A 15,602-nucleotide genomic window follows, 5' to 3' on the forward strand; every position below is an offset into this window, starting at 1 on the left:
CGCCCCTGCGTGAGGGGCGACAAGTGTCCATCAGGACAACAGATCAATAACAACCTTGATGGCTAGCGCCAGAAGCTTCGACACAAAATCCCAGCGCCAGTCGTCGGATTTCCAGGGCTTCATTGCTCAACTCCGGTGTGCACCTCGGCACCACCAAGAGATGGGATAAGATCCCTTCTTCGTCAAGGTTCATAGTAATGTGATTCACAAACAGTTTTACCAGATCTGGCTTTCTGTCGCCAAATACTCCGCGTCGTCCCACAGCAGTCCAACGCCATCCGTGTAGAGATCGGGCGTTTGCAGCACGGCGAACTGGTCGCCACGCAGCCCCTCCTGTTCGAGCCGCACGTGGCCGAGGGCCATCAGTCGCGCCCGCGCCTTGGGCGGCACCTGAACGACGAAGCCCTGTAAGGCACGGGCGAGAGCGCCAGACGGGACGTCCTTCAAGCCAAGCTTGTCCAGGACCTTCGCTGCTTCCGGCTCACTTGCCACGATTACCGGCAACAGACCGCTGTCGATCATCCGGAAATTCTCGCCGATAGTGCGATAGGCAAAGCTAGTCGTGCCGAGGGCGCCATCGAGGCGGAGCTTTTCGAGGATGCACTCGCGGTCGAGGTCATCCCCTACTCGCCAGAACACCTCCTCGAAATAGTCGGTGATGGCTGCGGGCGAGAACAGATCGCCATGCTTGCCCTTGATGCGCTCGAAATCGCCGATCAGTCCCTCGATCTCCCGCGGCGTCGTGTAGCCGACCGGTTTGAAAACCGTGACTATACTCTTGTCAGGATCGCGCCGGCCTTCGCGGTTGACGCGCCCCGCCGCCTGCGCCAACTGATCCAGCCCCGCTTCGGCGCGGAAGGCGCAGGGAAAATCGAGATCGACGCCGGCCTCGACCAACGATGTGGCGATCAGCCGACAGGGCAGATCATGCTTCAAGCGATGCCGGACATCGGCGAGGATGCGGCGACGATGTACGGCGTATTGCCGGGTCGTCAGGTGGATAATGCCGTCGAGACCAGCTTCGCATGCCTGCTTGAAGAGATCGAGCACGTGAGCACGGCTGTTGGCGATCACCAGCGCTTGCGGTCGGTCGGCGAGCGCTGAGACGAGGGCGTCATTGTCCATCTCGCCGGTAAGTTCCAGGCGGACGCGGCGCAGCTGACGGCTGAGGCCCTCCGGATCTGGCGCCAGCTCGCGGTCGGCGAGCGGCAGGCCGTGCTTAGGGAAATGCTTCTTGCCAAGCGCCGGCTGCGTCGCTGTACAGAGCACCACCGAGGTGCCGTAGTTGTTCGCCAGTTCGTTGATCGCCCGCATGATCGGTATCAGGAAGGGGCGCGGCAGTGTCTGTGCCTCGTCAAGCACGATCACCGAGCGAGCGATGTTGTGCAGCTTGCGGCAGCGCGAGGGTCGATGGGAAAAGAGGCTTTCAAACAGCTGGACGTTGGTGGTGACGACGACGGGCGCGTCCCAGTTCTCGCGCGCCAGCTTCAGCTTGTCGCGGTCGGCGCGCGACCTAAGCTCCTCCTCGTCGAGCGCCGAGTGATGCTCGAGCACATGTTCGTCGCCCAGCACGTCTCGGAAAATATCGGCTGTTTGGTCGATCACCGACGTGAAGGGGATGGCGTAGATGATGCGGTCGAGCCCGTGGGCGCGGGCGTGCTCCAGCGCAAAGGCGAGCGAGGTCAGCGTCTTGCCGCCGCCGGTTGGCACCGTCAGCGTGAACAGGCCCAGCGGATCGCTGGCCTTCGCGCGAACATGGGCGAGCACCTCGGCACGCAGGCGATTGACCGGGTTGTCGGCCGCGGCCGTGGTCTTGTTCGTCATGTAGGCGTCAAAACCGGAGATGAAGCCGGGCAGCAGGTCGGCAAGGCGCCGCCATGCGCGGTCGATGGTCAGCCCCTCGACCCGGGCGTAGAATTGCTCGGTGTCCTGGAAGTCGGCGTCGGCGAGGCAGGAGAACAGCATGCGGCCAAGCATGGCAAACGAGAAGCCGGGCTGGTCGGTCTGCTTCAGCTTCTTGACGAGGCCGACGGTATCGACATCGTTGGGCAGATAGCTCGTCCACGCCGGATCGAGACCATCGGGATCGAACTCGGCCAGACGCGCATGCAGCGAGCTACCGTCGCCGGTCCAATCGGGAAGGCCGGCGTGATGTCCGGCGACGGCGTAGGCGACGAGGTCGGCCATCAGCTTCTCTGGGCCGACCCAGTTGCGCTTGCGGACGAGATAGGCACCGGCCAGCGAATGCTCGACGGATGGCCCGCCCCTCAGCCTGCGATCGAACCCCTCGGTTGCCTTGCCAATATCGTGGTAGTGTCCGGACAGGCGGGCGGCGCCCTGCATGCCGAACGACGCCGCCATCAGTGCGGCCAGACCGGCCACAGCTTCGAGGTGGTCCGGCAAGGTTTGCCAATCACCGCGACACGAATCGCCGGTGGAATGCGCGTAATGCATTTAAACCCCCGCGAGCAATCTGAGCGCGCCCTCAATTGCCGTCAACGAGCTTAAAACTGATTCAGTCGGTTCCACACCAGACTTTTGGTAAACGCACTCGAGTGCGTGCCTATATGGAAGGCCGAAGTGAGCCGCTTGGGTTTACCTCAAGCGTCAAGTTCCAAGTCGGTCGGAGCCCTTACGAGCGAACCGACCACAATCCCTGTAAAAAGTACTAATTGCCAGTGCCGCCGAAACCTCGCCGGAAGCTAAGGCTCAAGGCTTACCCATCGCTGGTTCACTGGTGACTCTTTGGTGACACCAAAAAGCAAAGGGCTCAGCGATTTCTCGCTAAGCCCTTGGAAGGAATGGTGGGCGTGACAGGGATCGAACCTGTGACCCCTACGATGTCAACGTAGTGCTCTCCCGCTGAGCTACACGCCCGTTTTCCGTTTTTGCGGGGCCGCCTTATCGGCGGCGTGGGCGGGGATATAGCGTCCTTTCCTTCCCCATGCAAGGGGCTAAAGACGCTTTTCCGAATTCCCCTTCAAACCCTTGATTTAGAAATCGATTCCCGTTGAAAATCCGCGCTCGCCCTCAGGCGGCCGCCAGCATCTTCTCCACCTCGCGCACGAGATCCTTGAGATGGAAGGGCTTGGACAGCACCTTTGCATCCTTGGGGGCCTGACTGTCGGGATTGAGAGCCACGGCGGCAAAGCCGGTGATGAACATGATCTTGAGGTCGGGATCGAGTTCGGTCGCCCGGCGAGCCAGCTCGATGCCGTCCATTTCCGGCATGACGATATCGGTCAAGAGCAGCGTGAAGGGTTCTTCGCGCAGTCGCTCGTAGGCGCTCCGGCCATTGTCGTAGGAGACGACGTCGTAGCCGGCATTGGCGAGCGCCTTGGCCAGGAAACGGCGCATGTCGTTGTCGTCTTCGGCCAGGAGAATACGGTTCATTTGCGGTTCCGGTCAGATGAGAAGCGGCGTCGGGCCGCACGATAATCCAACTATCTCACAAGAGCACCGTCAGGGTAAACTTGTGGTTAGCGGCTCCGGTTTTCGGGCTATTTCCCCTGTGTAGAACTTTTCGGGGGTGCGTTCAAACCCCGTAGTGGAGCGCATTTGACTTTTGGATTGTCCAAGAGGGCGTCGGCGGGCTTCCTGCCCACCCTTGGCGGGCGATGAGGACAGGGGCGCCGAGGCGGCTCAGCCACCTTAGCAATGGACAGGTTCGGCAAAACAGGGCAGATTCCAGAATCAGGAGTGCAGAAGCCCTGTTTTCCGGCCATCAGCGGGTTGGCAGCTAGGCTCTACGGACTGGAGAAGGATGCGCGTCGTCACCGATTTCCTCTCGGAACCGCCCTTCGAGATTCTGTCCCCCGTGGAGCAGACTCATCCTTTCGTCTTCAACTCACCGCATTCCGGCACTGCCTATCCGGAAGACTTCCTCGCCGCCAGCCGGCTCGACCGGCGCCGCATCCGTCTGTCGGAAGACGCGCATGTGGACAAGCTGTTCATGCATGTCGTCACGGCCGGCGTACCGCTGTTGCGAGCGCATTTTCCGCGCGCCTATCTCGACGTCAATCGCGAACCCTACGAGCTCGATCCGCGCATGTTCGATGGGCGACTGCCGGCTTTTGCCAATGTTCGCTCCATCCGGGTTGCCGGCGGTCTCGGCACGGTGCCGCGCGTCATTTCCGAGAGCGAGGAAATCTACGCCGGACCGATGCCGATAGAGGCGGCGCTCGACCGGATCGAGACGCTCTACAAGCCCTACCATGCCGCGCTCACGCGCCTCCTTGCCCAGACACACGTGCGCTTCGGCCGGGCCGTGCTGATCGATTGCCACTCGATGCCGTCGTCAGTAAGGGGGCAGGACGCCAAGGGGCGGTCCGATTTCGTGCTCGGCGATCGTCACGGTACCTCGGCATCGCGGGCGCTGACCGACCACGCCGCCGGGGCGCTCACCGCGCTCGGCTATAAGGTGGCGATCAATCGGCCTTATGCCGGCGGTTTCATCACCGAACATTATGGCCGGCCGGCCAAGGGGCTGCACGCCCTGCAGATCGAGATCAACCGCTCGCTGTATATGGACGAGCGAACGCTCGATCCGCATTCCGGCTTTGTCCGCCTTACCGCCGAACTCGCCGACTTCATCGACGGCTTGTTGCGGCTGCCGCTCGAGGTGGTCTGTCCTTCCCCTGGCCGCTTCGCGGCTGAGTGATTGGCTCCCGGCCGTTTCGCGACTGAATGATGGGCTCCCGGTCGCTTTGCCGCCCAGTGACAACCAACAGTCTTTGAAACGTTTCGGAAATTGCGCCTCTGGCGCGGCCTTGCAGCCCGAGATAGGCTTCAAAAGAAAAGGGGCCGTCGCGAACGCGGCGGCCCAAGTCTTAGGGAGGAAACGCCCAAGGAGGGCGGACAGCACAGAAACCTGCGCTGTACCCCACTAAAATGCCGACTTTCGTCGTATTGGTCAACCCCTCGCGGTAGAAGGTTAACACTTGGTTCGCGTTTTAGTGGGGGATGACGCCGCCAGCAATCGACGCGGTCATGGAAGGAAAATCTGGATTTCTTCGAATCCAAAAATAAAAACAACGGGATGAACCAGTCGTCAAGGCACAGTTGCAACGTTGCGCTTTGTCTTCATGTTATGTGGGAACATATCAGACATGCAGATCACACCCATCTCCAAAGCCTTCTTCGACCGGTTGGCCGATGCGGCCTCGGCGGCGATCATACCGCATTTCCGTACCGCGCTCGCCGTTGAGAACAAGCTCGAGGGCGCCTTCGATCCGGTAACGATCGCCGACAAGGCCGGCGAGATGGCGATGCGGGAGCTGATTGGCGCTGCTTATCCCGACCACGGCATTCTGGGCGAGGAATTCGGTAATGCCGGGCTCGATCGGGAAAATGTCTGGGTGCTCGATCCGGTTGATGGCACGCGCTCGTTCATCGCCGGCATTCCGCTGTGGGGCACGCTGATCGGTCTGAGGTCGGGTGGCCGAGCGGTTCAGGGCATGATGGCGCAGCCTTTCACCGGCGAGCGCTTTTATGGTGACGGTACCTCGGCCAGCTATAGCGGCCCCGGTGGCGAGCGCTCGCTTCGGACGCGGCCTTGCGGCGACATTTCACAGGCAACGCTGTTCACCACTTCGCTCCACGCCTTCAACGACTCCGATCGCGCGACCTATCTGGCCGTCGAGCGGCAGGCGAGGCTCGCCCGCTACAGCGCCGATTGTTACGCCTATTGCATGGTGGCGGCCGGGCAGGCCGACCTCGTCATCGAGGCGGGGCTTCAGCCTTACGACATCACGGCACTGATCCCGGTGATCGAGGGCGCCGGCGGCGTCGTCACATCCTGGACCGGTGGCAGCCCCATCGACGGTGGCCGCGTGGTCGCGAGCGGCGACCCGCGCCTGCACGAGCAGGTGCTGAAACTGCTGAGCTGAAGTCTATTCCGACGAGCCTGGAATGAAGGCGTCAAAGGCCGCCCAGAACTGGGCGGCGTAGACCTCGCGTTCCATCAGCACCTCATGGCGAGCGCCGTGGATCAGCACGTAGGCCGGGTTGCGCAGGCGGCGCGCCATGGTCTCGATGGCGAGGCGACTCACTACCGTGTCGGCACCTGAATTGACCAGCATCACCGGCGCCGGCGTGTTGTCGGCGAGATCCGGCGCGGCGAGACGATCGAACATGCGTGTCGCAGCCGATACCCAGCCGAGCGTCGGCGCGGCCAGCCGGTAGATCGGCTGGGCGGTGTAGATCGCCTCGTTGACGCGGTAGCGGTCGGGATCGGATGTCAGCGGGCTGTGCTCGAACGTTCTCGCCTTGCTTGCACGGCGGCGCTGGCCGGGAATGTAGCTGGGGCCGGCGCCGCAATAGACGGCGAAGCGCAGCAGCAGCCGGCGGAAGCCCGGCACGGTCGCCCTGTTGGTAAGGCCGAGCATCGGCGCCGTCAGCACCAGCCGGTCGAAGGTGGGAGCGAGAAAGCGGCCGGCCGACAGCAGAATGCCGCCACCCATCGAATGTCCCAGGGCAAAATAGGGCGGCGGGCAGTCTGGCAGGACGACGCGGCGGCGAAAGGCCTCGATATCGCGCAGGTAGTGCCGGAACGATCGGACATGGCCCTTGCCGGGGTCACCGGCAAGCCGGGTCGATCCACCCTGGCCGCGCCACTCCAGGATCGCCACGGCAAAACCGCGTTGTCTCAGGCGCTCGACGACGTGAAAATATTTCTCGATGGTCTCGGACCAGCCGGGGAACAGGCAGACGGTGCCCTTCACTCCGCCCGGCAGCGCCGGCCAGCGGGCGGTGCGCAGGCGAACGCCGTCGGAGGTGGAGATCATTTCCTGCCGGCAGCCGGCAGGGATCGGATTGTCGGCGAGATCGAGAAGATCCATGAGCGCTCCCCGGCGGCCACTTGCCATTCAGGCAGTCGCCGCCGCGCCGTTTCTAGCACGAGGGAAGCGGCGCGCGCCATCGCCGGCAGGGGCTGAAGCGGTGTCGTCCCCCTCTTGAAAAGCGTTTTTGCCGCCCCAAATCAAGGAACGCGGACGCCCTTGATGGGGTTCGCGGCGACCGGACGTTTCGCCTCGCAGAGGGGAACAGAAAGCCGGTCGGCCAATCCAAGACTGTCGCTCAACTGGAGGACATCATGCGTAATTTCGACCTTTCCCCGCTCTATCGCTCGACCATCGGCTTCGATCGCCTGTTCACGCTGCTCGACCAGGTGTCGACCAGCGACGCGTCGGCCCAGTCCTATCCGCCCTACAACATCGAGCGTACCGGCGAGAATGACTATCGCATCACCATCGCCGTCGCCGGCTTTTCCGAAGACGAGCTGACGATCGAGGCCCGCGAGGGCGTCCTGACGGTCAAGGGCGAGAAGAAGCCCGAGACCGAAGGCAGCGGCCATGAGATGCTTTATCGCGGCATCGCTGCCCGCGCCTTCGAGCGACGCTTCCAGCTTGCCGATCATGTCGAGGTGAAGGGCGCCTCGCTGGAGCACGGCCTCCTGCACGTCGATCTCGTGCGCGATATTCCCGAGAGCAAGCGGGCGCGGACGATTCCGATCGGCAAGGGCGAGGCCCCGCAGATTGAAACGACCCTCAACTGATGTGATCTGATGACACCGGCGAGCGGAGATCGCTTCGCTCGCCGCTCTATCCAATGACGAAGGGCGCCCCGTAAGGGACGCCCTTTTGCATATTGGCTTTTCGAATCAGGCCGTCCTACTTGCCGAGCGCCTTCAGGAAGTGGTCGACCTCGTGCGCGGCGGTGGCAAACGAGGTGACGAGGCGGACGAGATCCTCGTCCGCGCCCGGTTTCTCGCTGTCGCCGAGGCCTTCGGGATTCCACTCGTAGAACTGGGCGCCGGCCGCCTTGAGGCGGGCACTGACCGGCTTCGGCCAGATGGCGAACACTTCGTTGGCTTCTGGCTCCCAGAGAATGCGACCGGTGGAGAGTTGGCTGATGCCGGTGGCGAGGCGCTTGGCCATGGTGTTGGCGTGGAAGGCATTGTCCAGCCAGTGGCCACGGTCGAAATAGCCCTGGAACTGGGCGGCGACGAAACGGCTCTTGGAAAACAGCTGGCCGGCCCGCTTCCTGATATAGCCGAAATCCTCGGCCTTCTTGGTGTTGAAGAAGACGACGGCCTCGGCGCACCAGCAGCCGTTCTTGGTGCCGCCGAAGGACAACACGTCGACGCCGGCCTTCCAGGTGATGTCGGCCGGCTGGCAGCCGAGGAAGGCAAGCGCGTTGGCAAGGCGGGCGCCATCCATATGGACCTTCAGGCCATAGGCGTGGGCGACGGCGGCGAGCGCGGTGACTTCCTCCACCGTGTAGACGGTGCCCCATTCGGTCGACTGGCTGAGGGAGACGGCAACCGGGCGACCGTGATGGACGGCGGCGGGGAAATAGCGGCCGATCGCCGCTTCCAGCGCGTCGGGCGTCAATTTGCCGCGGTCGCCGGGAATGGTAACGAGGCGGCCGCCCGATAGGAACTCCGGCGCACCGGCTTCGTCGCAGGCGATATGCGCCACGTCATGGCAGAGCACGATGCCGGCCGGCTTCATCACCGAGGCGAGCGACAGCGAATTGGCGGCCGTGCCGGTGGCGACGAAGAAAACGGAGACGTCGTGCTCGAACACCTCCGAGAACCAGTCGACGGCGACGCGCGTCTGGTCGTCGGCGCCATAGGCGGGAACGGAGCCGTTTCCGGCATTGAGGAGGGCATTGGCCACTTGCGCCGAAGCGCCGGCCCAGTTGTCGCTGGCAAAGTACATGGAGCCGAGTTTAGCCTTCTCAGTCTCGGGCGACAGCCGCCGAGTTTGCGCACCACCCATGCAGGCCGTTCATGCCGGCGTCAATCCGGATTTCGCCCCCAAAATAATGGGTCAGGATGGTTGACGGGACCGCAAGGTTATGCAAATAACGCATCGCACATTCGGGGCCGCGATAGTTTGGTTCCAAGTGGGCAGATCCGGGGGCTCGGGTCGGCTTTTCGGAGGAAAGGACGACCAGTGCATTTTCCCGATCCACGGGTCGCGGTTTTTGCTTGCCTCGCCGAGGTAACCAGTGCAAAGCGCGAAACGGAGGGTTCCGGGGGAGGAGTGAGCTTCGGGATCATCTGGCGAAACGGCTATCGAAGCTGTCTCCTTGTTCCGGTTTGACGGGATGAGGACGACGGCTGTCGCTGTCGCGTCGTCCGGCCGCTGCGCTGGAACGGCATCGCCTAAGTGGACGGACGGTCCACAGCGGGGTCATAAGCGGGTATATAAGGAATACCCCGCTCCTCGCGCGGAAGCGTCCGGAAAGAGACACCCTTCGGCGGGCCATAGTCCGCCGGTATACTGATGAGGACTTCGCCATGAAGACGCTCGACGAATCGATGCCGCACCTCGTGCCTGCCGCGCCGAATGCCGCAACGAGCGCCACGCGCACGCCGGTCGATGATATCGCCGCTATTCGTGCGAAAGCCGGGGCGGAGGGCCTCTACAGCGCCCAGCACGAGCATGACGCCTGCGGCGTCGGCTTCGTCGCCGACATCAAGGGCCGCAAGAGCCACCAGACCGTGACGGATGCCCTTTACGTGCTCGAGAACCTCGAGCATCGCGGCGCCGTCGGCGCCGACCCGTTGATGGGCGATGGCGCCGGCATTCTGGTGCAGATCCCGCATCGCTTTTTCGCCGAAGAGTGTCCGAAGCTTGGCTTCGAGCTGCCGGACGCCGGCCGCTATGGCGTCGGTCAGTTCTTCCTGCCGCAGGACGAGGCCGAGCGGACCCGCGCCCTCGAGATCGTCGAACGGTCGGTCAAGGCCCAGGGACTCGCCATCCTCGGCTGGCGCGCGGTGCCGGTCGATAACTCAGCTTTGTCCGATGGCGTCAGGGCCACCGAGCCGGTGCATCGGCAGCTGTTCGTCATGCTGCCGGGAACGTCCGATCAGGAAGCGCTGGAGCGCAAGCTCTACATCGCCCGCAAGGTGTTGTCGGGCGACGTCTACGAAGCCGACTGGAATGGCGCCACCAAGCGCGATCAGGATTCCTTCTATGTGGTGTCGTTCTCCTCGCGCACCGTCGTCTACAAGGGTATGTTCCTGAGCTATCAGGTCAAGCGCTACTACCCCGACCTGTCGGACGTCCGGTTTGAGTCGGCGCTGGCGCTCGTCCACCAGCGCTTCTCCACCAACACCTTCCCGTCGTGGAAGCTGGCCCATCCTTACCGCATGGTCGCCCACAACGGCGAGATCAACACGCTGCGCGGCAACGTCAACTGGATGTACGCCCGCCAGGCGACCACCACGTCCAAGGTGTTCGGCGAGGATATCGAGAAGATCTGGCCGATCTCCTACGAGGGCCAGTCGGATACCGCCTGCTTCGACAACGCGCTGGAGTTCCTGCTGCGCGGCGGCTACTCGCTGCCGCACGCGGTCATGACGCTCATCCCCGAGGCTTGGGCCGGCAACGAGAGCATGGATGCCGAGCGCAAGGCTTTCTATGAATATCACGCTGCGATCATGGAGCCGTGGGACGGACCGGCGGCCGTTGCCTTCACCGACGGTCGGCAGATCGGCGCGACGCTCGACCGCAACGGTCTGCGTCCGGCTCGCTATGTCGTCACCGACGATGATCGGGTGATCCTGGCCTCCGAGAGTGGCACCTTGCCGATTCCGGAAGAGAAGATTGTCCAGAAGTGGCGCCTGCAGCCGGGCAAGATGCTGCTGATCGACCTTGTCGAGGGCCGCATCATCTCCGACGACGAGATCAAGAAGACGATCTCGACGGCGCAGCCCTATGCCGAGTTGATCCACGACACCCAGCTGGTTCTCGAGGACCTGCCGGCGGTGCGCGCCCGTGCGCCCAAGTCGGCCGAGAACATCCTCGACCTGCAGCAGGCCTTTGGCTACAGCCAGGAAGACCTCAAGGTGCTGATGGCGCCAATGGCCATCACCGGCCAGGAGGCAACCGGTTCGATGGGCACCGACACGCCGATCTCGGTGCTGTCGTCCAAGTCGAAGCTGCTCTACACCTACTTCAAGCAGAACTTCGCCCAGGTGACCAACCCGCCGATCGACCCGATCCGCGAAGAGCTGGTCATGAGCCTGGTGTCGTTCATCGGCCCGCGTCCGAACTTGTTCGATCGCGGCGGCGATGACGCGCAGAAGCGCCTCGAGGTGCGGCAGCCAATCCTGGCTAACGAGGACCTGGAGAAGATCCGGTCGATCGAGAACGTCGAGGGCTCCGGCTTCAAGACCATCACCATCGACATCACCTATCCGGCGGCCAACGGTCCCTCCGGCATGCGGCCGGCCCTCGAGGCCATCTGCATCCAGGCCGAGGCGGCGGTGCGCATGTCGGCGGCTGGTCAGGTCTACAACATCATCATCCTCTCCGACCGCATGGTCGGTGCCGAGCGCATCGGCATTCCGGCGCTGCTGGCCACGGCGGCCGTGCACCATCACCTCATCCGCAAGGGGCTCCGCACCCAGGCCGGTCTGGTGGTGGAATCGGGCGAGCCGCGCGAGGTGCATCACTTCGCCTGCCTTGCCGGCTACGGCGCCGAGGCGATCAACCCGTATCTCGCCTTCGATACGCTGATCGCCATGAAGGACAAGCTGCCCAAGGGGCTGGACGAGCACAAGGTCGTCTATAGCTACACCAAGTCGATCGGCAAGGGTCTGCTGAAGATCATGTCGAAGATGGGCATCTCGACCTATCAGTCCTACTGCGGCGCCCAGATCTTCGACGCCGTCGGCCTGTCGTCGCGCTTCGTGCAGAAGTATTTCTTCGGCACGGCGACCCGCATCGAGGGTGTTGGTCTCGATGAAATCGCCAAGGAAACGGTGGCCCGCCACGCTCGTGCCTTCGGTGGCGACCCGACGCTCGCCACCATGCTGGAAGTGGGGGGCGAGTATGCTCAGCGCATGCGTGGCGAAGCGCACGTCTGGACGGCGGGCGTCATCGCCGGCCTGCAGCACGCCGTGCGCGCCAATTCCTTCGAGCAGTTCCAGAAGGAATTCTCCGAGGCGATCAACGCCCAGGCCGAGCAGGCAATGACCATTCGCGGCCTGTTCCGCATCCGCTCGGCCGAGGAGATCGGCCGGACGCCGGTGCCGCTCGACGAAGTTGAGCCGGCAAAGGATATCGTCCGGAAGTTCGCCACCGGCGCCATGAGCTACGGTTCGATCAGCCGCGAGGCGCATACCAACCTCGCCATTGCCATGAACCGGATCGGCGGACGCTCGAACACCGGCGAGGGCGGCGAGGAAACCGATCGCTTCCAGCCGCTGCCGTCGGGCGACAGCATGCGTTCTGCGATCAAGCAGGTCGCCTCGGGCCGGTTCGGCGTCACCACCGAATATCTGGTCAACTCCGACCAGATGCAGATCAAGATGGCGCAGGGTGCAAAGCCCGGCGAGGGCGGCCAGCTGCCCGGCCACAAGGTCGACGCCGTCATCGGCAAGGTGCGCCACGCGACCCCCGGCGTGCAGCTCATCTCGCCGCCGCCGCACCATGACATCTACTCGATCGAGGATCTGGCGCAGCTGATCTTCGACTTGAAGAACGTCAACCCGACCGGCGAAGTGTCGGTGAAGCTGGTCTCGGAAGTCGGCGTCGGTACAGTTGCCGCCGGCGTCGCCAAGGCACGCGCCGATCACATCACCATCTCTGGCTTCGAAGGCGGCACCGGTGCTTCGCCGCTGACCTCCATCAAGCACGCGGGTTCGCCGTGGGAGATCGGTCTTGCCGAGACGCAGCAGACGCTGGTGATCAACGGCCTTCGTTCGCGTGTCGAACTTCAGGTCGATGGCGGTGTCCGCACCGGCCGTGACGTGATTGTCGGCGCGCTGCTCGGTGCCGACGGCTTCGGCTTTGCCACCGCGCCGCTGATCGCGAGCGGATGCCTGATGATGCGCAAGTGCCATCTCAACACCTGCCCGGTTGGCATCGCCACCCAGGATCCGGTGCTGAGGAAGCGTTTCGTCGGCCAGCCGGAACACGTCATCAACTACTTCTTCTTCGTCGCCGAGGAAGTGCGCCGCTATCTCGCCGCGCTCGGCTTCCGCAAGCTCGAGGAGCTGACCGGCCGCACCGACATTCTCGACAAGCAGGCGGGTATCGAGCACTGGAAGGCCAAGGGCCTCGATTTCTCGCGCCTGTTCTACCTGCCGAAGGCGGATCCGTCCGAGATGCGTCACACCACCTCGCAGAAGCATCCGATCGATGACATCCTCGACCGGAAGCTGATCGCCGAGGCGATGCCGGCGCTCGAAGGCGGCAAGCCGGTGAAAATCGAGACGGCGGTCATCAACGTCAATCGCTCGGTGGGCGCCATGCTCTCCGGCGAGATCGCCAAGCGCTATGGCCACGTCGGCCTGCCGGACGACACCATCCGCGTGACGCTGACCGGCACCGCCGGCCAGTCGTTCGGCGCCTGGGGTGCCCATGGCCTGACGCTCGACCTGATCGGCGACGGCAACGACTATGTTGGCAAGGGTCTGTCCGGTGCCCGCCTCGTGGTGCGCCCGAACCCGAAGTCGAAGATTGTGCCCGAGAAGTCGATCATCGTTGGCAACACCGTGCTTTACGGCGCCATCGCCGGCGAGTGCTACTTCCGCGGTGTCGCCGGTGAGCGGTTCGCGGTGCGCAACTCCGGTGCCATCGCCGTTGTCGAGGGCGTGGGTGACCACGGCTGCGAATACATGACCGGTGGCATTGTCGTCGTGCTTGGCAGCACCGGTCGCAACTTCGCGGCCGGCATGTCCGGCGGCATCGCCTATGTGCTCGATGAAGACGGCAGCTTCAGCAAGCGCTGCAACATGTCGATGGTCGAGTTCGAGGAGATGATCGAAGACGAGCTGGCGCTACCGGTTGGTGCCGACGGCAAGGTCGACATTCGTGGCGACATGACGCGTCACGACTGCGAACGCCTCAGGGCGCTGATCGAGCGGCACCACGCCTGGACCGGCTCGCCGCGCGCCAAGGCGATCCTGGATGACTGGGCCGCATGGCGCGGCAAGTTCATCAAGGTGATGCCGACCGAGTATCGCAAGGCGCTGGAAGCCATGACGGCGAGCCGCCTCGCCGCCGAGTAACCGTGAGGGGCGGCCTTCGGGCCGTCCCGCCCCACCGAGACAGAAAAGGGTCCTCAAGCTCGCCTCGCGAGTGGCGCCAATGGAAGCGCCCGCGAAACAGCGGCCGGACCCATACAGACGAGACGGAGTGAAAGATGGGCAAGGCTACCGGCTTCCTTGAGTTCGAGCGTCAGGAGCTCAAGTACCAGAAGGTGGACGACCGCGTTCGCCACTACAACGAATTCACTGTTCCGCCGCTGGAAAGCGACATGCAGACCCAGGGTGCCCGCTGCATGGAGTGCGGCGTTCCCTACTGCCACCGCGGCTGTCCGGTGAACAACCAGATCCCGGACTGGAACGACCTCGTCTACAACGGCGACTGGGAGACGGCCGCTCGCAATCTCCACTCGACCAACAACTTCCCGGAGTTCACCGGTCGCGTCTGCCCGGCTCCCTGCGAGGCGGCCTGCACGCTGAACCTGTTCGACACCCCGGTGACAATCAAGCAGATCGAGTACACCATTGCCGAGCGGGCGTGGAAGGATGGCCGCGTGCAGCCGGAGATCGCCAAGGTCAAGACCGGCAAGAAGGTGGCGGTGATCGGTTCGGGCCCGGCGGGTCTCGCCGCCGCCCAGCAGCTCGCTCGCGCCGGCCATGACGTGCACGTCTACGAGAAGAATGCCCGTGCCGGCGGCCTTCTCCGCTACGGCATTCCCGACTTCAAGCTCGACAAGCACATCGTCGAGCGGCGCGTGCAGCAGATGGTCTCGGAAGGCGTCGTCTTCCACTTCAACGTCAACGTCGGCGTCGACGTGAAGGTCGAGGACCTCAAGGCCGAGTATGACGCCGTACTGCTGGCCGGCGGCTCGGAAAAGTCGCGCGACCTGCCGGTGCCGGGCCGTGAGCTGCGGGGCGTTCACTTCGCCATGGAGTTCCTGCCGCAGCAGAACCGCCGCGTCGGCGGCGAGCCGCTCGGCTCCGTCGACCCGATCTCGGCTCTGGGCAAGCGCGTCGTCGTCATCGGCGGCGGCGACACTGGTTCGGACTGCATCGGCACCTCGAATCGCCAGGGTGCCACCGCCGTCGTGCAGCTGGAAATCATGCCGAAGCCGCCGGAGAAGGAAGACAAGCTCACGACCTGGCCGAACTGGCCGCTGAAGCTCAGGACCTCGTCGAGCCATGAGGAAGGAGCCGAGCGCCTGTTCGGCGTCACTGCCACCGCCTTCGAGGGCCAGAACGGCGTCGTCAACAAGGTGCATTGCGTCAAGGTCGATGCCAAGTTCCAGCCGGTTCCCGGCACGGAATTCACCATCGATGCCGACCTGGTGCTGTTCGCCATGGGCTTCGTGCATCCGGTGCATGAAGGCATGATCAACGAGCTCGGCGTCGACAAGGACGGTCGCGGCAACGTCAAGGCCACCGAGGTCGATTACCGCACCTCGGTCGACAAGGTGTTCGCGGCCGGCGATATGCGGCGCGGTCAGAGCCTCGTCGTCTGGGCGATCCGCGAGGGCCGGCAGGCAGCGCGCGCCATCGACGAGTTCATGATGGGCGTCTCCGTGCTACCGCGCTGAGCGAGAGATAGGACAAC

At 63.8% G+C, this 15,602-nt stretch carries 9 protein-coding genes and 1 tRNA gene; 5 read left to right on the forward strand and 5 right to left on the reverse strand.

Annotation, left to right across the window (positions count from 1 at the left end):
• Positions 1–216 precede the first annotated feature (216 nt).
• The 3 genes from cas3 to cpdR form a co-directional block, all read right to left on the reverse strand.
• Positions 217–2,403 (reverse strand): CRISPR-associated helicase Cas3', encoded by a 2,187-nt coding sequence (gene cas3, locus AB6N07_RS05670; RefSeq protein WP_370676836.1) that lies wholly within the window; start codon positions 2,401–2,403, stop codon positions 217–219.
• 399 nt (positions 2,404–2,802) lie between these two features.
• Positions 2,803–2,877 (reverse strand) — tRNA-Val (locus AB6N07_RS05675).
• Between the two features lie 153 nt (positions 2,878–3,030).
• Complete coding sequence (gene cpdR / locus AB6N07_RS05680; protein WP_026783912.1) at positions 3,031–3,393, reverse strand: cell cycle two-component system response regulator CpdR; 363 nt, start codon at positions 3,391–3,393, stop codon at positions 3,031–3,033.
• Positions 3,394–3,763: 370 nt separating this feature from the next.
• Here cpdR and AB6N07_RS05685 point away from each other — a divergent pair, with 370 nt between their 5' ends.
• Positions 3,764–4,660: an N-formylglutamate amidohydrolase gene (locus AB6N07_RS05685; RefSeq protein WP_370676837.1), complete on the forward strand. Its 897-nt coding sequence runs from the start codon at positions 3,764–3,766 to the stop codon at positions 4,658–4,660.
• A gap of 448 nt (positions 4,661–5,108) precedes the next feature.
• Positions 5,109–5,888 carry a histidinol-phosphatase gene (hisN, locus tag AB6N07_RS05690; RefSeq protein ID WP_370676838.1) on the forward strand — a complete coding sequence of 260 codons (780 nt, stop codon included), beginning with the start codon at positions 5,109–5,111 and terminating at the stop codon, positions 5,886–5,888.
• 3 nt (positions 5,889–5,891) lie between these two features.
• Here hisN and AB6N07_RS05695 read toward each other — a convergent pair whose 3' ends face one another.
• On the reverse strand, positions 5,892–6,839 hold the full coding sequence (locus AB6N07_RS05695; protein WP_370676839.1) for an alpha/beta fold hydrolase: 948 nt from the start codon (positions 6,837–6,839) through the stop codon (positions 5,892–5,894).
• A 254-nt stretch (positions 6,840–7,093) separates the two neighbouring features.
• On the opposite strand from AB6N07_RS05695, the gene AB6N07_RS05700 reads away from it, so the two are divergent.
• On the forward strand, positions 7,094–7,555 hold the full coding sequence (locus tag AB6N07_RS05700; protein ID WP_370676840.1) for an Hsp20 family protein: 462 nt from the start codon (positions 7,094–7,096) through the stop codon (positions 7,553–7,555).
• Positions 7,556–7,670: 115 nt separating this feature from the next.
• Here the strand turns inward: AB6N07_RS05700 and AB6N07_RS05705 are convergent, their stop codons facing one another.
• Entirely contained in the window at positions 7,671–8,783 is a 1,113-nt protein-coding gene (locus AB6N07_RS05705; protein WP_370676841.1) for a low specificity L-threonine aldolase, read from the reverse strand.
• 524 nt (positions 8,784–9,307) lie between these two features.
• On the opposite strand from AB6N07_RS05705, the gene gltB reads away from it, so the two are divergent.
• Together gltB and AB6N07_RS05715 are read left to right on the forward strand one after the other, a co-directional pair.
• Positions 9,308–14,032, forward strand: coding sequence for a glutamate synthase large subunit (gltB, locus tag AB6N07_RS05710; protein WP_370676842.1), 4,725 nt, complete (start codon positions 9,308–9,310; stop codon positions 14,030–14,032).
• 134 nt (positions 14,033–14,166) lie between these two features.
• A complete protein-coding gene (locus tag AB6N07_RS05715; protein ID WP_370676843.1) occupies positions 14,167–15,585 on the forward strand; it encodes a glutamate synthase subunit beta in 1,419 nt (472 codons plus the stop codon).
• Positions 15,586–15,602 lie beyond the last annotated feature (17 nt).

This window comes from Pleomorphomonas sp. PLEO (genome assembly GCF_041320595.1).
Lineage (GTDB): Bacteria > Pseudomonadota > Alphaproteobacteria > Rhizobiales > Pleomorphomonadaceae > Pleomorphomonas.